The following is a 20,769-nucleotide window of genomic DNA, read 5'->3' as shown; positions in this document are numbered from 1 at the left end:
ATGCCCATGCTCGAAAAAGTAGTTATCGCCAATCGCGGCGAAATCGCCCTGCGCGTGCTGCGCGCCTGCCACAGTCTTGGCATCAAGACCGTGGCGGTGCACTCCACCGCAGACCGCAACCTCAAACATGTCGGCCTGGCTGACGAGTCGATCTGCATCGGCCCGGCACCGTCGGCAGACAGCTACCTCAACATCCCGCGCATCATTGCCGCTGCGGAAATCACCGACGCCCAGGCGATCCACCCGGGTTACGGCTTTCTCTCCGAGCGCGCCGACTTCGCCGAACAGGTGGAGCAGTCGGGTTTCATCTTCATCGGCCCGACCGCCGAGGTGATTCGCCTGATGGGCGACAAGGTGGAAGCGATCCGCGCCATGAAGGCCGCCGGCGTGCCGTGCGTACCTGGCTCGGGCGGCCCGCTCGGCGACAACGTCGAAGAAAACGTGCGCATTGCGCGTGACATCGGCTACCCGGTGATCATCAAGGCCGCCGGCGGCGGTGGTGGCCGCGGCATGCGCGTCGTGCGCACCGAAGCGCATCTGGGCAATGCCATCACCATGACCAAGCAGGAAGCCAAGGCGGCCTTCGGCAACGATCAGGTGTACATGGAGAAGTTCCTGGAAAATCCGCGCCACGTGGAAATCCAGGTGCTGGCCGACGGCCAGGGCAATGCCATTCATCTCGGCGAGCGCGACTGCTCCATGCAGCGCCGTCACCAGAAGGTGGTGGAAGAAGCTCCCGCGCCGGGCATCACGCCGGAACTGCGCGAGCAGATCGGCAAGGTGTGCGTGGATGCGTGCCTGCGCATCGGTTACCGCGGCGCGGGTACGTTCGAGTTCCTCTATGAGGACGGCCGCTTCTACTTCATCGAGATGAACACCCGTATCCAGGTGGAGCATCCGGTGACGGAACTCATCACCGGTATCGATCTGGTGCGCGAGCAGCTGCTGATTGCCGGCGGCGAAAAGCTGTCGATCAAGCAGCAAGACATCCAGATCCACGGTCACGCGATCGAGTGCCGCATCAACGCGGAAGATCCGGATTCGTTCCTGCCCTCGCCGGGTACGGTGAAGCGCTTTGAGGCCCCAGGTGGCCCGGGCGTGCGCGTGGACACCCACCTGTACGACGGCTACCGCATTCCGCCGAACTACGATTCGATGATCGGCAAGCTGATCGTGCACGGCCCGGATCGCGAAACCGCCATTGCGCGCATGCGCCTGGCGCTCGCCGAGACGGTGATCGAAGGCGTGAAGTGCAATATCCCGCTGCAGCAGCGGATCATGGCCGACGTGGGTTTCCAACAGGGTGGACAGAACATCCACTACCTGGAAAAGCGCATGGCCGAACAGAAAGAAAAGGCCGGTCACGGCTGATTCCGGCCGGCGGGCCGCTGCCACGGCCCGCCGGTACGTTTGTCTGATGTCAGAACTACTCACTCTCAGCGAAGCGATCACAGCGATCACCGACGCCTTCGACGAAGGCGACGGCTGGGATCGCTACGCGTGGGTGTACATCCAGGGCGAAATTACCGAGCCCACGTGCCGCGTGTATCTCTCGCACGTTGCGGACGAAGACGACTCGCTGATCGATGACCACGGCGAAGCCCTGCCGCCGTTCGCAGCCCAACATCATCTGGTTCATTTCCTCGAAGCGGCGGACTTCGCCGAGGTGCTGTTTGTGCAGCGCCGGCGCGATCCAGCATCCACCCTTGGCGACTTCGCCCTCGCGCTCGATCATTACCGTCGGCACGACAGTTTTCTCGGCGTCCCACCCGAGTCCCTGTAACCGCTCCTGTGGGAGCGCACCCGGTGCGACCCACATCGGCGACAATAACCGCCTTCTTTGCAGGAACGCCCCATGCCCTGGCTCGAACTCTCGCTTACCGTCCGCGCCGAACAGCAGCCTCGCGTCGAGGAGGCACTCGACGATCTCGGCGCGCTCTCGATCACGCTGCAGGACGCCGACGCCGAAACGCCGGACGAGCAAGCCATCTTCGAGCCCGGCGTGGGCGAGCTGCCGCTGTGGCCGACCATCACGCTCAATGCGCTGTTCGATGCCGATACCGACCGGCGCGGCCTGGGCGAAGCGCTGGGCGAACTGCTGCCGTGGCTGGAACCGGATCACATGCAGTTCCGCGACATCGCCGACGAGGATTGGGAGCGCGCGTGGATGGATCAGTTCAAGCCGATGCCATTCGGACGCCGGCTGTGGATCTATCCGTGGAACATCGAGCCGCCCGCCGATGACGATACGGTCGTAGTGCGACTCGATCCCGGCCTGGCCTTCGGCAGCGGCACCCATCCGACCACGGCGCTGTGCCTGGCCTGGCTGGATAGCCTGGACCTCACGGGCAAGAGCCTCGTCGACTACGGCTGCGGCTCGGGCATTCTTGCCATTGCCGCACTCAAACTGGGCGCCGCCAGCGCTGTCGGCGTAGACAACGATCCGCAGGCGCTTACCGCATCGGCCGACAACGCCGAGCGCAACGAGGTAGATGATCGCCTCGCGCTGTTCCTGCCTGAAGACATCGACGCCGAACCCGCCGACGTGTTCATCGCCAATATTCTTGCCGGACCGCTGGGCGAGCTCGCGCCCACGTTTGCCGCCGCCGCAAAACCCGGCGCACCGTTTGCCATCTCGGGCATCCTGAAGGGCCAGGAAGAAGAATTGCTGACGCGCTACGCCGAATGGTTCGACGAGTTGCGCGTGGACACGCTCGAAGACTGGGTACGCATCAGCGGCAGACGCCGTAGCTGAGCGCCTGTTCACGAACTGCGCATAGGCGCGGGTGATTTGTCGTCGCCCGTGCACTAGTCTTGCCGACAGTTCGACACCAGCGGCCTGCATGTACGCCCAATGTCCCGACTGCCTCACCGTGTTCTCGCTGAATACGGAAACGCTTGCGCAAGCGCGCGGCGAAGTCGTGTGCGGCCATTGCCGGGCGACATTCGATGCGCTGAAGAGCCTCAGCGATCATCTGCCGCCAGAGCCGTTCCAACACCTCCCATCGCGCCAGCCCGATCTGCCGCCAAAGCTTGACCTGGCCGTTTACCGGCCGCCCGCAGAGATGCCGGCCGTCGAAGAAGTGGTACCGGCCCATCGCGATGCCATCGAAGAGTTCGACAATCTGGTGGTGGCGCCGCGCTTCGCTCGCGGCAAAGAGCGCAAAGGCCGCCGCTGGCCGTGGATAACGGCCACGATGCTGCTGTTGCTGGCGCTGGCCGCACAGCTGGCCTGGGCCAAGCGCGATGTACTGATCAGCGACGATACGATCGGTCCCATCTTGCGCCAGATCTGCACCAGCCTCGGTTGCCAGCTACCCCTGGTCCAGGACACCTCGCGACTGAGCATGGTGGCCCGTGACGTACAGGCGCACCCTTCCGTGCCTGGTGCCCTGCTGATCACGGCCAACCTGCGCAACGATGCGCCGTTTGCCCAGCCTTACCCGGTGGTATCGATCACCCTCTCCGATGCCGATGGCAAACGGCTGGCCATGCGCAGGCTGCGTCCCAGCGAGTACCTGGGTGACAACGCCGCACTGCAACGCGGGCTGTCACCCGGCGGCAGCGCGGCGTTGATGCTTGAAGTGGAAGATCCGGCCGGCAAGGCCGTCGCGTTTGAATTCAGTTTCGAATAGCCGTCCATTTCAAACAGACGCACCTGGCTGGCGGCCACGCAAGCCACCGGCAAGCTGGCAGGCATAGGCCATGCCATTGGCGGCCGCTTTTGTCCATAGGACATTTCCCGGACACCCCCTCATGACAACGGCCTATGGCGCGGGGACTTAAAATTATCGGCACGCGAGGGTAAACTCGCTCCTTCGTCTTGTGCTGCACCCGGCGTTCCATGCGAGCCGCCGCCCGCGGTATTGCCATAAACATTGCAGTGGCCTAAGTAGCTGCTGTGTTAGAACGTGAGGGGAAATGCCCGTGAATGCCGTGAGACTGCCTGCCAACGAGTCTTCGAAAGAGACTTCGTCGCAGAGCGCATTGAGCGAATGCGTCAGTCGTACCGTACGCCGTTACCTCGCCGACATCGGCGACACGGAGTGCGACGAGGGCCTGCATGCGCTTGTGATTCGCGAAGTCGAAGGCCCCCTCCTGCGCGAAGTGCTGGCATGGCATGACGGCAACCAGAGCCGCGCCGCCGCCGTACTCGGTATCAACCGCGCCACCCTGCGCAAAAAGCTGGCCGCACACGGCCTGCTGTAATAAAACCTGCCGCACGCGCCTGGCTGCCCATGCAGCCAGGCGCCACACACTCCGGCATTTAGCCATCCAGGCGGCTCATCACCGCGGTTCCCGACGAATCGGCGCCAGCCCGCTATAATGTGCGGCTTCCCCGCTCTGGAAGCTGCCATGTCTGCCTCTGCCGTAACCCCCATTCGCCGCGCACTGCTCAGCGTGTCGGACAAGACTGGACTGATTGCACTGGGTCAGCGCCTGCACAAGGCCGGCGCAGAACTGCTCTCTACCGGCGGCAGCGCCAAGGCACTGCGCGATGCGGGCATCCCGGTAAAGGACGTGAGCGAACTCACCGGCTTCCCCGAAATCATGGATGGCCGCGTCAAGACGTTGCATCCGAAGGTGCATGGTGGTCTGCTCGGTCGCCGCGGCACCGACGATGCGGTGATGACGCAGCTGGACATCGCACCCATCGATCTGCTGGTACTCAACCTGTATCCGTTCGAGCAGACCGTGGCCAAGCCCGGCTGCACGCTGGAAGACGCCATCGAGAACATCGATATCGGCGGCCCGGCGATGCTGCGCTCCGCCGCAAAAAACTGGAATGACGTCGGCGTGCTCACCTCGCCCGACCAGTACGAAGAAGCGCTCGCAGAAATTGAAAGCAAGGGCGGACTTACCCGCGCCACGCGTTTCAAGCTGGCCGTCGCCGCGTTCAACCGCGTGTCGAACTACGACGGTGCCATCAGCGATTACCTCTCCGCGCTGCAGCTCAACGACAACTTCGACGCCATTGCCGGCCATGACCTTTTCCCGGCACAGGCCAATGGCCGTTTTGTGAAGATGATGGATCTGCGTTACGGCGAGAATCCGCATCAGCAGGCGGCGTTCTATCGTGATCTGTATCCCGCGCCGGGCACGCTGGCGACGTTCCGCCAGCTGCAGGGCAAGGAACTGTCGTTCAACAACATCGCCGACTCCGACGCCGCATGGGAATGCGTACGGAGTTTTACCAAGCCGGCCTGCGTGATCGTGAAGCACGCCAACCCCTGCGGCGTGGCGGTGAGCCTGGACGGCATCGGCCGCGCTTACGACCTCGCCTACCAGACCGACCCCACCTCCGCCTTCGGCGGCATCATTGCCTTTAACCGCGTGGTCGATGCGGCCACGGCGAAGTCCATCGTGGACCGCCAGTTTGTGGAAGTGGTGCTGGCACCAGGCTACGAAGACGACGCACTGAAGACCTTCGCCAAGAAGGCCAACGTGCGCGTGCTGGAAATCCCGCCGCCGGCCGACGGCGACCTGGCCAAGGCGCATCCGGGCAACGACTCGCGCCGCGTCGGCTCCGGCCTGCTGATCCAGACGGCCGACCGCGCCATGGTCAAGGCTGAAGACCTCAAGATCGTCACCATGCGCGCACCGACTCCGGCGGAGATCGACGACCTGATCTTCGCGTGGAAGGTGGCCAAGTACGTCAAGAGCAACGCCATCGTGTACGCGAAGAACCGCCAGACCATCGGCGTGGGCGCTGGCCAGATGAGCCGCGTGTACAGCGCGAAGATCGCCGGCATCAAGGCCGCCGACGAGAAGCTGGAGGTGCGTGGCTCCGTGATGGCTTCCGACGCATTCTTCCCATTCCGCGACGGCATCGATGCTGCCGCCGCTGCGGGCATCAGCGCGGTGATTCAGCCGGGTGGCTCGATGCGTGATGCGGAAGTCATCGCTGCGGCTGACGAGCATGGCATGGCGATGGTGTTCACTGGCATTCGCCACTTCCGCCACTGATCGCGTTTGCCCTCTCCCCTTTTGGGGAGGGGGTCGGGGTGAGGGGTGGGTGCTCGAGGTTGCGTTTAATCCCCTCACCGTCATCCCAGCGAAGGCTGGAGGTGCTTTTCAACAGCCGAATGGCTGGTCATCCAGTGACTTTGCTCTTGGCCTTGAGCGAGGCGCTACCGCCAGCGTGCCGCCTACGCGGCGGGCGTTTCGACCTCCTGCCGGAGGCCGAGTCACTTTTCTTTTGCTGGCCCAAAAGAAAAGTAACCCAAAGAAAATGGCCTTAAGAGCTGGCAGCATTGCGCGGGGATAAGCCCGAACGCTCGAGGTGCCTTGTTGCTTGGCAACCTCCGCCGCTACACAGCGGGTACTTCCAAGCGCTTCGCAACGCGCCGTCGCGGAGAGGGCTTAAAGCAGGTGGTCGCTACGCTTCCCGACCGCAGGGGCTGGGTAAAGAGGGCGCTACGCGTCCCGGCCATCGTGGAGAACTCGCTGCTAAGCGGCGTGCCCACCTGCAGTGAGCCAGGAGCAACGCGCTCTACCAGCGCGATGTGCAGCGCAGCTGCACGAGCCGTCGGCTTTAGGCTTTGGACGTTCGGGTCCCCGTATGAGGCGGCGGGCGGGTGGAGGAATAGCCCGCAGGGTGGCCGGCATGGATGCCGGCCAGTTTGGCGTCAGGGCAGGATGCCCTGTCGACAAACCCCGCAACCCGACCGCGCACCTGGAGGGCGAAGCCCGGAAGGCGCCTCATCCGGGGTGCCGTTTCTTTTGGTTACTTTTCTTTGGGCAAGCAAAGAAAAGTGACCCGGCCTCCGGCAGGAGGTCGGAAGCCCGCCGCAGGCGAGCCAGGTCGCCGTATCGCGACAACCGTGTAAGAGCCAAAGTCACTGGATCCCAGCTTTCGCTGGGATGACGGTGAGGGGTTTCAACCGCGTCGCGAGCACCCGCCCCTCACCCCAACCCTCTCCCCGCAGGGGAGAGGGAGTAGATCGCAACGCCATGCGGCTCGGGACAACACCGCCCCACAAAAATGGCGAAAACCCACCTCAGCGCACCACCTGCGCCCCCTCCTCCACCACATCACATTTCAACTCCACCGGCCTCGCCGCATAACGGCGCGCCAACACCGCACACGTCATCAGCTGCATCTGATGAAACAGCATGATCGGCAACACAAGGGTGCCCAGCGGATGCCCCGCAAACAGCACCTTGGCAATCGGCACACCACTGGCGAGACTCTTCTTCGAGCCACAGAACACGATGGTGATTTCGTCTTCGCGATCAAAGCCCAGCGCTCGCGCACCATAACGCGTGATCAGCAACGCCACCGCCAGCAGCACCGCGTTGACCACCAGCAAACCACCCAGTACCGATAGCGGCAACTGCTTCCAGAGCCCCTGCAACACCGCTGCACTGAACGCGGTATAGACCACCAGCAAAATCGATCCCTGATCGACATAAGACAGCACGATGCGCTTGCGCTGTACCCACCCACCGATCCAGCGCTGCGCGACCTGGCCAGCCACGAAAGGCACCAGTAGTTGCAGCACGATGGTGCCCACGGAAGACCACGACATAGCACCCTGTCCGTGCGATTCAAGCATCACCCCCACCAGCATGGGCGTCACGAAGATACCGAGCATGCTTGACGCAGAAGCCGCGCAAATAGCCGCCGGCACATTGCCGCGCGCCATCGAAGTGAACGCAATCGACGATTGCACCGTGGAAGGCAACGTGCACAGAAACAGCACACCTGCGTACAGCGCCGGCGTGACCAGCGGCGAGAGCACCGGGCGCAACAGCAGACCAAGCACGGGAAACAACACGAACGTGCTGGCCAACACGGTGAGGTGCAATCGCCAGTGCGTAGCCCCGGCGACCACTGCCTCGCGCGAGAGCTTGGCGCCGTGCAGGAAAAACAGCAGCGCAATGGCGGCGTCGGTAAATACCTCGAACACGCCTGCCGCCACGCCGCGGCAGGGCAGCACGCTGGCCAACGCCACCGTAACGATCAGGGCACAGGTGAAGCGGTCAGGAAGAAAGCGGCGCAGGAACATGACGGGAAGGGGCAACGTTCGGGAGCCGCTATTGGAACGCCGGGCCACTCATAAATCCATTCGCATTATCGGATTCATTGATACACTTTTCGTATGAATATCAGCCTGCGCCAGCTCCGCGTGTTTCTCGCCGTGGCCCAGCAGCAGCACTTCCGGCGCGCGGCCGAGAGCCTGCACCTGAGCCAGCCGGCCGTGAGCCGCCATATTGCCGAGCTGGAGGCGGAGCTTGGGCTGAAGCTGTTCGATCGCAACACGCGCGAGGTGGTGCTCACCGACGCGGGCCGCACGCTGGAAAGCGCCATCGGCCGCGTGCTGGATGAGCTGGAAGGCGTGCTTGCACACGTCCATTCCGAAAGCGAACGGCGGCGTGGCAAGGTGCATGTCGCCTCGGTACCCACCTTGTCGGCCGGACTGATGCCGCAGTGCATTGCCGATTGCGCGGCGCGATATCCCGAACTCACCATCCAGCTGCACGATCAGGCGCAAACGATGGTGCTCGACAGCGTTCGTGGCGGCGAGGTCGATTTCGGGTTGGCTATCGCACCACCGGCCACGGGCGAATTCGACAGCGAGCTGATTTTGCGCGACCCCTTCGTGCTCGTGTGCCGGCCCGATCATCCCCTCGCAAAGCTCGAGCGCGTGCCGTGGCGCAAGTTGAGAGGCCAGCCACTGGTGTTGCTGGACTATTCCTCCGGCAGCCGCCGCCTTATCGATCAGGCACTGTCCAGCCGGGGCATTGAAGCCAATATCGTTCAACAGACGGGCCATACGCTCACGGCGTTCCGCATGGTCGAGGCTGGGCTGGGCATCAGCGTGAGCCCCGCGCTGTCACCGCCGCCATCGACGCTGGTAACGCGCCCGCTGACGCCACAGGAAAGACGCGACGTCGTACTGATCAAGCGGCGCCAGCGCGCACTGTCGCCGTTGGCGGCGCTGGTGTGGGAGCGTCTGCGCGCGCTGACGAGCAGCTAGCTAGTCCCTTGTAGGAGCGGCAACTCACGCTTTCTTGAATGCGCGTCGCCTAGCCTCGTCCATTTTCCAGGAGGGCTTCCGTCATGCGCTACGAGCTTTACTACTGGACGGGTATCCAGGGCCGCGGCGAATTCGTGCGGCTTGCGCTAGAGGATGCAGGCGCGGCATATACCGATGTGGCCCGTGAGAAGGGCGACCCGGTCATCATGCCTTTTCTGCGCGGGATGCATCCCGGCGCCCTGCCATTTGCGCCGCCCATCTTGCGCGCAGGCCGACAGGTGATCGCACAGACGGCGAACATCCTCGCTTTTCTTGCGCCTCGGCATGGTCTGGTGCCCGCTTCCGCCACGAGCCAGATCTACGCCGCGCAGTTGCAGCAGACCGTCACCGACATCGTGGCGGAAGCGCACGACACGCATCACCCGATCTCGGTCGAGCAGTATTACGAAGAACAACGCGCCGAGGCACGCAAACGCGCTGCTGCATTTTGTACGCAACGTATACCGAAGTACCTCGGCTATTTCGAGCAGGTGTTGACGCGTGGCGACGGGCGCCACGCCATCGGGCGTCGCAACTCTTATGTGGATCTGTCGCTGTTCCAGCTCATGGCCGGCCTGACCTACGCCTTCCCCCACACCATGAAGGGGCTGCGCCGCCGCACAACACGCCTACGCACACTGTGTGATCGCGTCAGCGACCGACCCAACATCGCCGCCTACCTTGCGTCCCCACGGCGCATACCATTCAACGAGGACGGCATCTTCCGCCACTACGCGGAACTGGATGAAACCTAAAACACTGCAATAACGATAGCTCCGGCCACGATGAGCCCGCCGCCGATCACGAGCGACCAGCTCAACTGCTCACCGAGCAACAACACGCCCAACACGATAGCGATGGCAACGCTGAGCTTGTCGATGGGCGCCACCTTGCTCACCGGACCCAGCTGCAGCGCACGGTAGTAACACAGCCACGACAGACCGGTGGCGATACCCGAGAGCACAAGAAACACCCAACTGCTTGTCGGCAACCCGGAGGGCCGCGCCCATTCATTGCGCAAACTGAGGATGCCGGCAGTCACCAGCAGGATCACGATGGTGCGGATGAAGGTGGCGAGATTGGAGTTGATACCCGCCACGCCCATCTTGCCGAACAGCGCCGTAAGCGCCGCAAAGAATGCCGAACCCAGCGCAAAAAGCAGCCAGCTTTCGCGCGGGTTCATGCCAACGCCTCCGGCATCGGCGTCATGCCGGACGGATGATCAGCCGCCATTGTCCTGGTCCTGGGCGGGCTTGCTCTTGCCCCACTCCATGACCTTGTACATCACCGGCTTCACTGGCTCGCCGTTCTGGTTGGTCCAGGCACCCTTCTGGTCGACCATATAGGTCTGCGGGATACCGCTCTTGGGCGTCACCACCACCATGTAGAGCTGACCGCTGCGGCGGTACTCCTGGACGGTCTGGTCGCCTTCGGTGCGCACCGTGACCTGCGGTGGCGCATCGCCACGAGCGTCACGCGGCGGCTGCGAAGACGACGCCGACGACTGGCTCAGCGGCGCAGCCGTATCGGCGGACGGCGCCTGAGACGATTTGGATGACGACTTGGCTGCCGGTGCAGGCGCCGGCGGCTGGGGCACAACCTTCACGCCCGGATCATTCATGCCCGGCGGCGGCGGCGCCGGCGGAAACTGGCTGGCCGACTGGGCAAACGCACTCGACGCGACCGCCACACCCAAAACAGTAAACAAAGCAACGGATTTCATGTAGACGGCCTCCTGGTAAGTCTTGAGCATAGCAGCGCCAATCCGCACCGCTTGTGAAGCGATGATATGACTCACCTGATGTGGGTAACGCGGCAGGTGACTCACGCGTGCACCACAAGCCTGAACGGCCCTCACCCGCGCCACTACCGGGCGCATGCGAGAATGTCCTATGGCCAAACTCATCCTTATCGACGGTTCCTCATACCTGTATCGCGCCTTCCACGCGCTGCCGCCGCTCAGCAATTCGCAGGGCGAGCCGACCGGCGCGTTGTTCGGTGTGGTCAACATGTTGCGCGCCACGCTGAAAGCGCGGCCCGAGTACGTCGCGTTTGTCAGCGACGCGCCGGGGCCCACCTTCCGCAACGCGCTGTACGACCAGTACAAGGCCAACCGCCCACCGATGCCCGACGACCTGCGCGCGCAGGTCGATCCGATGCTCGCCATCGTCAGCGCGCTGGGCTTTCCCATTCTGCGCATCAGTGGCGTGGAAGCGGATGATGTGATCGGTACGCTGGCCGAGCAGGCCCATGCGCAAGGTATCGAGGTGGAGATCTCCACCGGCGACAAGGATCTGGCCCAGTTGGTGCGCCCGGGTATCTCGCTGGTCAACACCATGACCAACACCACCACCGACAGCGCCGGTGTCATGGAGAAATTTGGTGTGGAGCCGACGCAGATCGTCGACTTCCTCGCCCTCACCGGCGACACCGTCGACAACGTCCCCGGCGTCCCCAAGTGCGGACCCAAGACCGCCGCCAAGTGGCTGGCCGAGTACGGCACGCTGGACAACCTGATGGCTAACGCCGACAAGGTGGGCGGCAAGATCGGCGAGAGCCTGCGCGCAGCGCTGCCGCAGCTGCCGCTGTCGCGCGAATTGGTGACGATCAAGACCGATGTGCCCGTGGAACAGCCGGTCACCTCCCTGCTGCTGCACGAACGGCATGTCGACCAACTGCGTGAGTTGTTCACGTGCTACGAATTCAAGGCGGCGCTGAAGGACCTGAATGCCGACGGCACTTCTGCAGGCGCTACCCCTGTGAGCGACCCGGGCACACCGGGCGCGTCGGCGGAAGCCAGTCGCGCACAGAGTGCGCTCCCACCGAAAGATCAGAATGCACCTGACCTGTCGATGGCCGGCCAGTACGAACTCGTCACCACGCAGGCACAGCTGGATGACTGGCTCACCAAGATCGCCTCTGCCCCGCTGGTGGCTTTCGATACCGAAACCACGTCCATCGACTCCATGCTGGCCGACATCGTCGGCCTCAGCCTGTCGATTGAACCGGGCAAGGCTTGCTACGTTCCACTGAGCCACGATTACCCGGGCGCGCCTGCACAGCTGCCGCGCGATCACGTGCTGGCATCGCTCAAGCCGTTCTTCGAAGACGCCAACCGTCCAAAAATTGGCCAGCACGCCAAGTACGACATCAACATTCTGTCGCACTACGGCATCGTGCTGCAGGGTCTCAAGCACGATTCGATGCTCGAGTCGTACATATGGAATGCCACGGCCACGCGCCACGACATGGATTCGCTGGCGAAGAAATACCTCGACTACAACACCATCAAGTACGAAGAAGTCGCCGGCAAAGGCGCCAGGCAGATTCCGTTCTCACAAGTGGATCTCGATACGGCGTGCCGGTACGCCGCCGAAGATGCGGATATCACCCTGCGCCTGCATCACGCGCTGTGGCCCAAGCTGGAAAGCATCCCCGCGCTGCGTTCGGTTTACGAAACCATCGAGATTCCGCTGGTCCCCGTGCTTGCCTCGATGGAGCAGCGCGGCGTGCTGATCGACGTGAACGAGTTGCGCAAACAGAGCCAGCAGTTGGGCAAGCGCATGCTTGAGCTGCAGCAGGAAGCGTGGAAAGGCGCCGGCCGCGAGTTCAACCTCGATTCGCCGAAACAGCTGCAAGCCATCCTGTTCGACGAGCTTGGCCTGCCCATCAAAGTCAAGACACCGACCGGTCAGCCCTCCACCAACGAAGAAGCATTGGAAGCGATCGCCGACGACCACCCGCTGCCGCGCCTGATCCTGGATTACCGCGGCCTCGCCAAGCTGCGCTCCACCTACACGGACAAACTGGCCGAGATGGTCAACCCCCGCACCGGCCGCGTGCACACCAGCTACCACCAGGGAGCGGTGGCTACCGGGCGCGTGTCCTCGTCCGATCCGAACCTGCAGAACATCCCGGTTCGCACCGAAGAGGGCCGGCGTATTCGTCAGGCATTTGTTGCGCCGGAAGGCTGGGTGGTGTTGGCCGCCGACTATTCGCAGATCGAGCTGCGCATCATGGCCCATCTCTCCGGTGATGAAGGCCTGCTCAAAGCCTTTCATGAAGGTGGCGACGTCCATCGTGCGACGGCCGCCGAGGTGTTCGGCCTCAAGCCTGAAGACGTCAGCACCAACCAGCGTCGTGCCGCCAAGGCCATCAACTTCGGCCTGATGTATGGCATGAGTGCCTTCGGCCTCGCCCGCCAGCTCGGCGTGGACCGCGGCGAAGCCAGCGATTACATGGCCCGCTACTTCGCGCGCTATCCCGGCGTGCACGCCTTTATGGAAGCCACCCGCGAACAGGCCCACCGCGACGGTTACGTGCAGACCCTGTTTGGCCGCCGCCTGTACCTGGAAAACCTCACTGCACGCAATCAGGCCCTGCGCGCAGGCGCCGAACGCGCCGCTGTGAACGCTCCCATGCAAGGCACTGCGGCCGACATCATCAAGCGCGCGATGATTACCGTGCACGCCTGGCTGAAGCAGCGCAGCGACGATGCGCACATGCTGATGCAGGTGCACGATGAACTGGTGTTCGAGGTGCGCAAGGATGTGGTGGAGGAAGTGCGTGCAGGGGTAATTGAGCGGATGTCGGGGGCGGCGAAGCTTTCGGTGCCGTTGTTGGTGGAGGCGGGGGTGGGGGCGAATTGGGATGAGGCTCATTAAAGGGTTGGGTGGCTTGCGCCCATGAGGCGCGCACGCTCTTAGCTCCCTCTCCCCTCCGGGGAGAGGGTTGGGGTGAGGGGTGGGTGCTCGCGGTACCGTTAGTTCCCCTCACCGTCATCCCCGCGAAAGCGGGAAGCGCTTCACAACAGCCGAAGGCTGGTCATCCAGTGACTTTCGCTCTTGTGTCCGTTCCGGCACCCTGGCTCGCCTGCGGCGGGCTTCCGACGATCTGCCGATCGCCGGGTCACTTTTCTTTGCTTGCTCAAAGAAAAGTAACCAAAAGAAAGAGCACCCCGCTTGGCGCTTGCCGGGCTGATAGCCCGGCAAGTCCGTGAGGGTCGGCCGGGCTTTTCGACAGGGCATCCTGCCCTGACGAAAAGGGATCGGCATCCATGCCGATCCCCCTGCGGGCCTGATCGTCCAACCCTCACCGCCGCACAGGGGCCCCTCAGATCAAAAGCTTCAGGCTCGTGCCGCTCACGCGACACATCGCACTTGGCGAAGCCGTATGCATGTTCAACGTGCGCGTTTGCATGGAGGCTCTTCGCTTTGGCTTTGGCTTTGGCTTTGGCTTTGGCTTTGGCTCTGCACTTGGCTTCTGGCGCGCGTCGCGCGCCGCTCTGGCTTTCGCTCTTGACCTCCGGGCCCCTATAGCGCGGCGGGCGGGTGGAGGAATAGCCCGAAGGGTGGCCGGCACGAATGCCGGCCAGTTTTTCGACAGGACAGGGATGTCCTGTCGAAAAACCCCGTAACCCGCCCGCGTACCTTCCGGGCTGCAAGCCCGGAAGGCGCGCCATCGGGGTGGCCTTTCTCTTGGTTACTTCTCTTTGGCCACGCAAAGAGAAGTGACCCGCTGTCCGGCAGGACAGCGGAAGCCCGCCGCAGGCGAGCCAGGTCGCCGCACCGTCCATAAGGGCGAAAGAACAAAGGTGAGGGATAGAAACGCCACCGCGAGCACCCGCCCCTCACCCCAACCCTCTCCCCGGAGGGGAGAGGGAGCTAAGAGCTCGACTACCGAGCACTCGGCAGCAAAACCTCAAACCCAAAACCTCAAAACTGCTCAAACCTCTCCGGCATCAACTCCAACACCGTCTGCGCCAACAGATCCGGCTGAAACTTCGCCACAAAGCGGTCCGCATTCACCTCGCGCACCATCGCCTCATTGAAAATGCCGCTGATCGAACTATGCAGCACCACTTTCAACGAACGCAGCTTCGGCGTTTCGCGAATTGCCCGCGTCAACGCATAGCCATCCATCCGCGGCATCTCGATATCCGACACCACCAGGGTCACGCCATCGTCGTCCGGCACCTGCGCCAGCTCTTCCAGGCGCTGCAGCGCCTCCTTGCCGTCCTGCGCCACGATGCATTCCACATCCATCTGGCGGAACAGATTCACCAGCTGATTGCGCGCCACCAACGAATCGTCCACCACCATCACGCGGCGCGGCTGCAGATCGTGCACGCGCGCGATGCGCTGCATCGGCGCGGACAATTCGGTGGGCGTCGCATTGAGACTGGCCAGAACCTGCTCCACGTCGACGACCGCCACCAGTGCGCCGCCCACCCGCGTCACCGCATTGACGCGAGTGCCAAACCCCAGCGCAGGCGCCGGCGCCGCCATGGCTTCGCCTTCGCAATGCACCAGCCGCTGGGGCTCGGCCACCAGAAAACCCTGCACCGTGCGGCTGAACTCGGTGACCATCAGGTGCGCGGAAGGCTCCTCACGCAACGACGGATAACCCAGCGCCACCGCCAGATCGATCACAGGAATGGTCATGCCCCGGTAATCGCAGCTGCCGGCCACCAATGGCAGCGCACCGGGCATGCGTTCCAGTGGCGGCCGGCGCATCACTTCGCGCACCTTGAATACGTTGATACCGAACAGCTGTTCGTCACCCATGCGGAACAACAGCATCGCAATGCGGTTGTGTCCGGCCAGCCGGGTCTGCTGTTCCACCTTATCCATCCACGCGCCGCTCATGCGGACTCCTCGCTTGGCGGCTTTGCCGCAGGTTACGCCCACGTATCGGCCAGCCCGGCGTCAGCTTGAACGAGCGCATCGTTGCCCCCTGTGACACGTGGCACGTCGCTTGCTTCTCAAGTTCCGGCAGTCCCCGCCGATGCCCGGGGCGACCCTTTTTGGAAGGAAAGATCCACCCATGAGTCTGATCTGGAGCCAGCACCTAGCCGAGCTTGCGCACGCCGCCGCGGCGGGCGACCAGGCGCGGGTGGCGCAGTTGTCCGCCCGCAACCCACGTGCCGCGAAAGCGCTGGCACCGCTGCTGGCGGCGGCGTTGACCACCAAGCCACCGGCCGCGGTGGCGTTGCAGACGCTGGAGCAGCAGGGGCTGGTGCTCAGCTCGGCTCAACAGCTGGCTCGTGAGCAGGCGGCCATGCATCAGTCGGCGCAGGAAAGCCGCGACGACGTCGGCCGCTTGACGGATGGCAGCGCCGGAATCTCGACATCACTGCAGCAGGTCGCCACCGGCCTGGACTACGCGCGTCAAACCGGCGAAGCCAGCGAGCGCAGCGTCAGCGAACTGGATGGTCAGCTGCGCCTGCTGCGCACGGCCCTCTCCGCGATGAATCGCAATCAGAGCAAGCTCGCCGAAGAAGTGGCGCAGATCCGCAAGCTCACCGGCGTGGTGCAGGAAATTGCGCACCAGACGAATCTGGTGGCGCTCAACGCCGCCATCGAAGCCGCGCGCGCTGGCGAAGCGGGCCGCGGCTTTGCGGTGGTGGCCGATGAAGTGAAGCAGCTGGCCGAGAAGACCAGTCAGGCGACTGGTGAAATCGAGCTGGTCACCGGCTCCATCGGCGAGTTCTCGCAGCAACTCGACGGCGATGTGCAGCAGGGTCTGCAGCGCCTCGAACGCGCGCAGAGCGGCCTGGCGCAAACCGAAACCTCGCTGCAGGACAGCGGCGAAGCGCTGCGTCAGATCGGCGAGCGCGTCAGCACTATGCACAAGAATCAGGATGCCCAGCACGCCCGAGCGGTAGCAGCGCAGGCCGCGCTCGGCGCCTGGCATCGCCGTTCCGCGGAGGCCAGCCGCCAGACCGAGGGGCTGAGCCGAGCCGCACTGCTCGCGCATCGCCTTGCGCTCGACTGGCTGGAAACCGAAAGCGGTTCCGATCCGGCCAGCCTCAGCCTCACCGTGCGCGAAGCCGCGCAGGGTCTGCGCCAGGCGATGGAACTGGCGCTGCAGGAGCCGGCCGCGCTCGATCGCCGCTGGTTCGACACGCAGGCACTCAACCGTACTTTGCAGCGCCTTACCGAAGGCCGCGCCGGTCACCCGGCGGCCAGCGCGCTGACCGCCGCCGGCACACGCCTGCGCGAACACGGCAGCACCTTTGCCACCCTGCTGTGCGACGGCCAGCTCGATCAGGCCAGTCAGCTGGTGCAGCAACTGGAAAGCGAGCGCGAAACGCTGCTGGCTCAACTCAACGTGCTGCTTTCCGATCTATGACCTTACGTCCGCTGGTCGCACTGTTGCTGTGCGCCCTCGTGCTGCCCGCCTACGCCGCGGAGCCGGCCGAGGCGGCGCGCACGCTGGCCGAGCAATGGCTGCGCAGCCAATACGGCACGCCGGGTAGCCGCGTGGTGGCGCAGGCTGCTGCGGTTGATCCGCGCATGCAGCTCGCGCCCTGCCCCGCGCCCCTCAGCGCGGGCCTGCAGGAAGGCACGCGTCTGATGCCCCGCATGAATGTCACCGTGCGCTGCCCCGGCGCGGACGGCTGGACCATTCGCATCCCCGTGCAGCTGCAGGTGTTCCGGCAGGTGCTGGTGGTGGTTCGCCCCCTACAGCGTGGCGACGGCGTGCGTACGGATGATGTGCGCAGCGAAGAACGCGACATCACCCGCCTGGGCTACGGCTATGTGAGCGACATGCATGACCTGGAAGGGCGCACGCTGTCGCGCGCCCTCGGCGCAGGCAGCGTGCTCACCCCGGGCGCCCTTGGCGGCCGCAGCGCGGTGAAAGCCGGCGACCAGGTGCAGTTGATCTCCCGCCTTGATGGCATCGAAGTGCGTGCCAGTGGCATTGCGCTGGGCGGCGGCGACAGCGGTTCGCGCCTGCGGGTGCGCAACGGCAGCTCAGGCAAGGTGGTCGACGCCATGGTCACCGCCCCGGGCGAGGTCATTGCCCTCCCATAGCCCCGAACCGTACGGACCACTAAAGTTTGCATCCTGACGGCCGATGCTATTGGCAACAGGGCCAAAACCGCTTCAGAGAACGGACCCCCATGAACACCACCATATCCAACAACGGCTTGCCCAAGCTTCCCCAGGCCCCCAGCGGCCAGGGCAGCACGACGCAGAACGCCACCGGCGCCGCCGGCAGCGAAGCTACGGGCAGCACCACAGGTTCGGATGACCGCGTGCAAATCACTGACTCCGCTCGCGCACTGCAGGAAGCGTCGCGCGCCGGCAACGGCGCTGAGGTCGACACCAGGAAGGTGGCGCAGATCCGTCAGGCGCTCGCCAACGGCACCTACCGTGTCGACGCCGGTCGCATCGCCGACCGCATGCTCTCGCTCGAAAGCCAGCTCACCAAAAAGCCATGAACGCCACCCTGCAAGCCGAACTGGACCATGCCCTGAAGGCCGCGGTCGAGGAGATGCGGCTCGCAGTGGAGCAATTGATCGACGCACTCCGGACCGAGCGCGCCGCCCTGGAATCTGCCGACGTTCAAGCGCTCAACAGCACGGGCGCTGCCAAGCACGCGCTCATGCTGCGGTTGGAACAGCTCGACGGCGAGCGCGTGCAGCTGAGCCAGGGCGCAGCGGATGCCAGCCGTACGCTGGCTCCGAAGTGGCAAGAAATTCTGCAATCGCTGCGCGCCTGTGAGCAGCTCAACCAGCGCAACGGTTACCTGGTCGGTATCCGTCTGCAGCAGGTACGCAAGGCGCTGGCAGTACTCACCGGCAATGACACCGAAGCAAGCGTGTACGGCCGCGCAGGCGAGCTGCACACCAGCCTGCGTTCGCAACCGCTGGCCGAGGCATGAAAACCATGACGCGCGGCCTCATCGGTATCGCGCGCTCACCTGTCGGCGGCTACCGCTGACTCCACCCACTGACGATCATACTGACCGACCATGAGCGAAGCCGCGGCTATCCCCTCTGCCCATGACGCATCCGCTGCAGCCAGCGAGCAACCGCTGCCGGTCATTCGTCTTCCGATGCTGGACACCAAGCGCGAACTGTTCGCGTACGAAATCGTGTTCCAGAACGACAGCGAGGACGAGGCAGCACTGATGCGCCGCGCCCTCGCCACCATCACCGACGGCGCCCTCGCCCGCCTGGTGCGCGGCAACCGCACCTTCCTCCGGCTCTCGCGCGAGCTGCTGATGGAAGACACCGACGTACTGCAGCACCAGCCGCGTTTCGGCGTGCTGCTGAAACCGGAGTCTGCCGCCGACCCCGCACTGGTGGAGCGCCTCGCGCGCATGGCGCAGCGCGGCTGCCCGCTGATGCTCGACGCAGGCGACACGCCCCTGGAATACAACGCCGCGGTAGAGCCGCTGCTCAAGTTCGTGCAGTTCGTGCGGCTGGACGCCAGCAAGCTCGACGCCGCCACCCTGCGTTCGCGCAGCGTGTATCTGCATGGCCGCGGCACGCACGTCATTGCCGGCCAGGTGGACGACCACGCGACCTATCACCGCTGCGAAGAGCTGCCGGTGCATGCCATCCAGGGCCGCTTCCTGCTCAAGCCGGAGCCGGTGGAAGTGCCCGTGCTCACCGCCAACCGCCTGAGCCTGCTGCGCCTGATGAAGGCCCTGCAGGAAGGCAACCCTGGCCCGGTCGAGCTGGGACAGATCGTGCGCGATGACGCCATCCTCAGCTACAAGCTGCTGGGCTGCGTGAACTCCGCCTATTTCGCGCTGCCGCGTCAGCTCAAGTCCGTGCAGCAGGCGGCGATTTTCTTTGGCGCCGCGCGCATCCGTAACTGGATCTACACGATGGCGCTCAGCGGCGTGGGCGACCGCCCGCCCGAACTGTTGCGCGCCGCGCTTATTCGCGCGCACATGTGCGAAAAGCTCGCCCAGCACATGCCCGCCGAGCAGCGCGAGATGGCTTTCACCGCTGGTCTGTTCTCGCTGCTCGACACGTTGATGGAAGCGCCGATGGATTTCGTGCTGTGGCACCTGCCGCTGGCGCGCGAGATCAGTAGTGCCTTGCTGGAAAATAGTGGCCCGTTTGCACCGTTGCTCGAGCAGATTCGCGCTTGGGAAGCGGGTGATTTGCGTGGTGGTGAGGTGCAGCCGCAGGTGATTCGTCGCATGGCGGCGATCTATCTCGAGGCGACGCAGTGGGCGGATCACGTTTACGCCTTTGCGGATCAGCGGCCGAACTGATCACTTAGCTCTTTGCCTTTAACTCCCTCTCCCCTCCGGGGAGAGGGTTGGGGTGAGGGGCGGGTGCTCGCGGTAACGTTTCTATCTCTCGCTTTTTGCTCTTTGGCGCTGATGTAGCGCTACCGCGACCGGGCTCGCCTGCCGCGGGCTTCCGACGATCTGCCGATCGCCGGGTCACTTTTCTTTGCTTGCTCAAAGAAAAGTAACCAAAAGAAAGAGCACCCCGCTTGGCGCTTGCCGGGCTGTTAGCCCGGCAAGTCCGTGAGGGTCGGCCGGGCTTTTCGACAGGGCTTCCTGCCCTGACGAAAAGGGATCGGCATCCATGCCGATCCCCCTGCGGGCCTGATCGTCCAACCCTCACCGCCGCACAGGGGCCCCGCAGATCAAAAGCATACGGCTCGTGCAGCTTCGCTGCACATCGCATCGCCTTGCATCACTCGGCTTTATCTGTCGGAACGCACCCTGCGCGCGGCGAGCCTACGAAGCGGCAACGACGTGAGGCCGCGGTCGTGCACAAGTGCGCTCCAACATGAAAACCATCGGTACAGAGAGGCCACAGGATTGGCTTCTGGCGCGCGTCGCGCGCCGCTCTGGCTCTGGCTTTCGCTCTTGACCTCCGGGCCCCTATGGCGCGGCGGGCGGGTGGAGGATCAGCCCGCAGGGTGGCCGGCATGGATGCCGGCCAGTTTTTCGTCAGGGCAGGAAGCCCTGTCGAAAAACCCCG

The 20,769-nt window shown here is 64.2% G+C and carries 18 protein-coding genes; 14 read left to right on the top strand and 4 right to left on the bottom strand.

Features of this window, described 5'->3' with window-relative positions:
* Window positions 1-6: 6 nt before the first annotated feature.
* The 6 genes from accC (at window position 7) to purH (ending at window position 5,967) form a co-directional block, all read left to right on the top strand.
* Window positions 7-1,371, top strand: coding sequence for an acetyl-CoA carboxylase biotin carboxylase subunit (gene accC / locus OQE56_RS13810; RefSeq protein WP_267225284.1), 1,365 nt, complete (start codon window positions 7-9; stop codon window positions 1,369-1,371).
* A gap of 46 nt (window positions 1,372-1,417) precedes the next feature.
* A complete protein-coding gene (locus OQE56_RS13805) occupies window positions 1,418-1,783 on the top strand; it encodes a hypothetical protein (protein ID WP_267225168.1) in 366 nt (121 codons plus the stop codon).
* A gap of 72 nt (window positions 1,784-1,855) precedes the next feature.
* Window positions 1,856-2,755, top strand: a complete 900-nt coding sequence (prmA, locus tag OQE56_RS13800) for a 50S ribosomal protein L11 methyltransferase (RefSeq protein WP_267225166.1) — start codon at window positions 1,856-1,858, stop codon at window positions 2,753-2,755.
* A gap of 88 nt (window positions 2,756-2,843) precedes the next feature.
* Window positions 2,844-3,635: a zinc-ribbon and DUF3426 domain-containing protein gene (locus tag OQE56_RS13795; protein WP_267225164.1), complete on the top strand. Its 792-nt coding sequence runs from the start codon at window positions 2,844-2,846 to the stop codon at window positions 3,633-3,635.
* Between the two features lie 286 nt (window positions 3,636-3,921).
* Window positions 3,922-4,209: a helix-turn-helix domain-containing protein gene (locus tag OQE56_RS13790; protein ID WP_267225162.1), complete on the top strand. Its 288-nt coding sequence runs from the start codon at window positions 3,922-3,924 to the stop codon at window positions 4,207-4,209.
* Window positions 4,210-4,356: 147 nt separating this feature from the next.
* The gene (gene purH, locus OQE56_RS13785) at window positions 4,357-5,967 is read left to right on the top strand and encodes a bifunctional phosphoribosylaminoimidazolecarboxamide formyltransferase/IMP cyclohydrolase (protein WP_267225161.1); all 1,611 of its coding nucleotides are present in this window, start codon (window positions 4,357-4,359) and stop codon (window positions 5,965-5,967) included.
* 1,034 nt (window positions 5,968-7,001) lie between these two features.
* Here the strand turns inward: purH and OQE56_RS13780 are convergent.
* On the bottom strand, window positions 7,002-8,012 hold the full coding sequence (locus OQE56_RS13780) for a bile acid:sodium symporter family protein (protein ID WP_267225283.1): 1,011 nt from the start codon (window positions 8,010-8,012) through the stop codon (window positions 7,002-7,004).
* A gap of 93 nt (window positions 8,013-8,105) precedes the next feature.
* On the opposite strand from OQE56_RS13780, the gene OQE56_RS13775 reads away from it, so the two are divergent.
* Complete coding sequence (locus OQE56_RS13775) at window positions 8,106-8,984, top strand: LysR family transcriptional regulator (protein ID WP_267225159.1); 879 nt, start codon at window positions 8,106-8,108, stop codon at window positions 8,982-8,984.
* Window positions 8,985-9,067: 83 nt separating this feature from the next.
* The gene (locus OQE56_RS13770; protein ID WP_267225158.1) at window positions 9,068-9,778 is read left to right on the top strand and encodes a glutathione S-transferase; all 711 of its coding nucleotides are present in this window, start codon (window positions 9,068-9,070) and stop codon (window positions 9,776-9,778) included.
* On the opposite strand, the gene OQE56_RS13765 is transcribed toward OQE56_RS13770, so the two are convergent.
* Window positions 9,775-10,206 (bottom strand): EamA family transporter, encoded by a 432-nt coding sequence (locus OQE56_RS13765; protein ID WP_267225156.1) that lies wholly within the window; start codon window positions 10,204-10,206, stop codon window positions 9,775-9,777. The two genes, OQE56_RS13770 and OQE56_RS13765, sit on opposite strands and share 4 nt — an antisense overlap.
* 39 nt (window positions 10,207-10,245) lie before the next feature.
* Window positions 10,246-10,746 carry a DUF2782 domain-containing protein gene (locus OQE56_RS13760; RefSeq protein WP_267225154.1) on the bottom strand — a complete coding sequence of 167 codons (501 nt, stop codon included), beginning with the start codon at window positions 10,744-10,746 and terminating at the stop codon, window positions 10,246-10,248.
* A 169-nt stretch (window positions 10,747-10,915) separates the two neighbouring features.
* Between OQE56_RS13760 and polA the strand changes: the two genes are divergently transcribed.
* Window positions 10,916-13,687, top strand: coding sequence for a DNA polymerase I (polA, locus tag OQE56_RS13755; RefSeq protein ID WP_267225152.1), 2,772 nt, complete (start codon window positions 10,916-10,918; stop codon window positions 13,685-13,687).
* A 1,050-nt stretch (window positions 13,688-14,737) separates the two neighbouring features.
* Here the strand turns inward: polA and OQE56_RS13750 are convergent.
* The gene (locus OQE56_RS13750) at window positions 14,738-15,670 is read right to left on the bottom strand and encodes a chemotaxis protein (protein ID WP_267225150.1); all 933 of its coding nucleotides are present in this window, start codon (window positions 15,668-15,670) and stop codon (window positions 14,738-14,740) included.
* Window positions 15,671-15,848: 178 nt separating this feature from the next.
* On the opposite strand from OQE56_RS13750, the gene OQE56_RS13745 reads away from it, so the two are divergent.
* The 5 genes from OQE56_RS13745 (at window position 15,849) to OQE56_RS13725 (ending at window position 20,045) form a co-directional block, all read left to right on the top strand.
* Entirely contained in the window at window positions 15,849-17,156 is a 1,308-nt protein-coding gene (locus tag OQE56_RS13745) for a methyl-accepting chemotaxis protein (RefSeq protein WP_323748583.1), read from the top strand.
* Window positions 17,153-17,842 (top strand): flagellar basal body P-ring formation chaperone FlgA, encoded by a 690-nt coding sequence (flgA, locus tag OQE56_RS13740; protein ID WP_267225148.1) that lies wholly within the window; start codon window positions 17,153-17,155, stop codon window positions 17,840-17,842. Before OQE56_RS13745 ends, flgA begins: the two co-directional genes overlap by 4 nt.
* An 89-nt stretch (window positions 17,843-17,931) precedes the next feature.
* Window positions 17,932-18,252 carry a flagellar biosynthesis anti-sigma factor FlgM gene (gene flgM / locus OQE56_RS13735; protein ID WP_267225146.1) on the top strand — a complete coding sequence of 107 codons (321 nt, stop codon included), beginning with the start codon at window positions 17,932-17,934 and terminating at the stop codon, window positions 18,250-18,252.
* Window positions 18,249-18,695 carry a flagella synthesis protein FlgN gene (locus OQE56_RS13730; protein WP_267225145.1) on the top strand — a complete coding sequence of 149 codons (447 nt, stop codon included), beginning with the start codon at window positions 18,249-18,251 and terminating at the stop codon, window positions 18,693-18,695. Before flgM ends, OQE56_RS13730 begins: the two co-directional genes overlap by 4 nt.
* 90 nt (window positions 18,696-18,785) lie before the next feature.
* Window positions 18,786-20,045: an EAL and HDOD domain-containing protein gene (locus OQE56_RS13725; RefSeq protein ID WP_267225144.1), complete on the top strand. Its 1,260-nt coding sequence runs from the start codon at window positions 18,786-18,788 to the stop codon at window positions 20,043-20,045.
* Window positions 20,046-20,769: the final 724 nt, after the last annotated feature.

The sequence above is a fragment of the Dyella silvae genome, assembly GCF_026421305.1.
Classification (GTDB): Bacteria; Pseudomonadota; Gammaproteobacteria; order Xanthomonadales; family Rhodanobacteraceae; genus Dyella; species Dyella silvae.
Note: the sequence above shows the minus strand (reverse complement) of the source record. Positions and strands in the feature narration are given on the sequence as shown.

What these genes read in the sequence shown, in the direction of transcription:
- flgM (WP_267225146.1), top strand. Translation starts at nt 17,932, where the DNA reads ATGAACACCACCATATCCAACAACGGCTTGCCCAAGCTTCCCCAGGCC.
- purH (WP_267225161.1), top strand. Translation starts at nt 4,357, where the DNA reads ATGTCTGCCTCTGCCGTAACCCCCATTCGCCGCGCACTGCTCAGCGTG.
- OQE56_RS13745 (WP_323748583.1), top strand. Translation starts at nt 15,849, where the DNA reads ATGAGTCTGATCTGGAGCCAGCACCTAGCCGAGCTTGCGCACGCCGCC.
- prmA (WP_267225166.1), top strand. Translation starts at nt 1,856, where the DNA reads ATGCCCTGGCTCGAACTCTCGCTTACCGTCCGCGCCGAACAGCAGCCT.
- OQE56_RS13780 (WP_267225283.1), bottom strand. Translation starts at nt 8,012, where the DNA reads ATGTTCCTGCGCCGCTTTCTTCCTGACCGCTTCACCTGTGCCCTGATC.
- flgA (WP_267225148.1), top strand. Translation starts at nt 17,153, where the DNA reads ATGACCTTACGTCCGCTGGTCGCACTGTTGCTGTGCGCCCTCGTGCTG.
- OQE56_RS13790 (WP_267225162.1), top strand. Translation starts at nt 3,922, where the DNA reads ATGCCCGTGAATGCCGTGAGACTGCCTGCCAACGAGTCTTCGAAAGAG.
- OQE56_RS13765 (WP_267225156.1), bottom strand. Translation starts at nt 10,206, where the DNA reads ATGAACCCGCGCGAAAGCTGGCTGCTTTTTGCGCTGGGTTCGGCATTC.
- OQE56_RS13770 (WP_267225158.1), top strand. Translation starts at nt 9,068, where the DNA reads ATGCGCTACGAGCTTTACTACTGGACGGGTATCCAGGGCCGCGGCGAA.
- OQE56_RS13725 (WP_267225144.1), top strand. Translation starts at nt 18,786, where the DNA reads ATGAGCGAAGCCGCGGCTATCCCCTCTGCCCATGACGCATCCGCTGCA.
- OQE56_RS13805 (WP_267225168.1), top strand. Translation starts at nt 1,418, where the DNA reads ATGTCAGAACTACTCACTCTCAGCGAAGCGATCACAGCGATCACCGAC.
- OQE56_RS13795 (WP_267225164.1), top strand. Translation starts at nt 2,844, where the DNA reads ATGTACGCCCAATGTCCCGACTGCCTCACCGTGTTCTCGCTGAATACG.
- polA (WP_267225152.1), top strand. Translation starts at nt 10,916, where the DNA reads ATGGCCAAACTCATCCTTATCGACGGTTCCTCATACCTGTATCGCGCC.
- OQE56_RS13730 (WP_267225145.1), top strand. Translation starts at nt 18,249, where the DNA reads ATGAACGCCACCCTGCAAGCCGAACTGGACCATGCCCTGAAGGCCGCG.
- OQE56_RS13760 (WP_267225154.1), bottom strand. Translation starts at nt 10,746, where the DNA reads ATGAAATCCGTTGCTTTGTTTACTGTTTTGGGTGTGGCGGTCGCGTCG.
- accC (WP_267225284.1), top strand. Translation starts at nt 7, where the DNA reads ATGCTCGAAAAAGTAGTTATCGCCAATCGCGGCGAAATCGCCCTGCGC.
- OQE56_RS13775 (WP_267225159.1), top strand. Translation starts at nt 8,106, where the DNA reads ATGAATATCAGCCTGCGCCAGCTCCGCGTGTTTCTCGCCGTGGCCCAG.
- OQE56_RS13750 (WP_267225150.1), bottom strand. Translation starts at nt 15,670, where the DNA reads ATGAGCGGCGCGTGGATGGATAAGGTGGAACAGCAGACCCGGCTGGCC.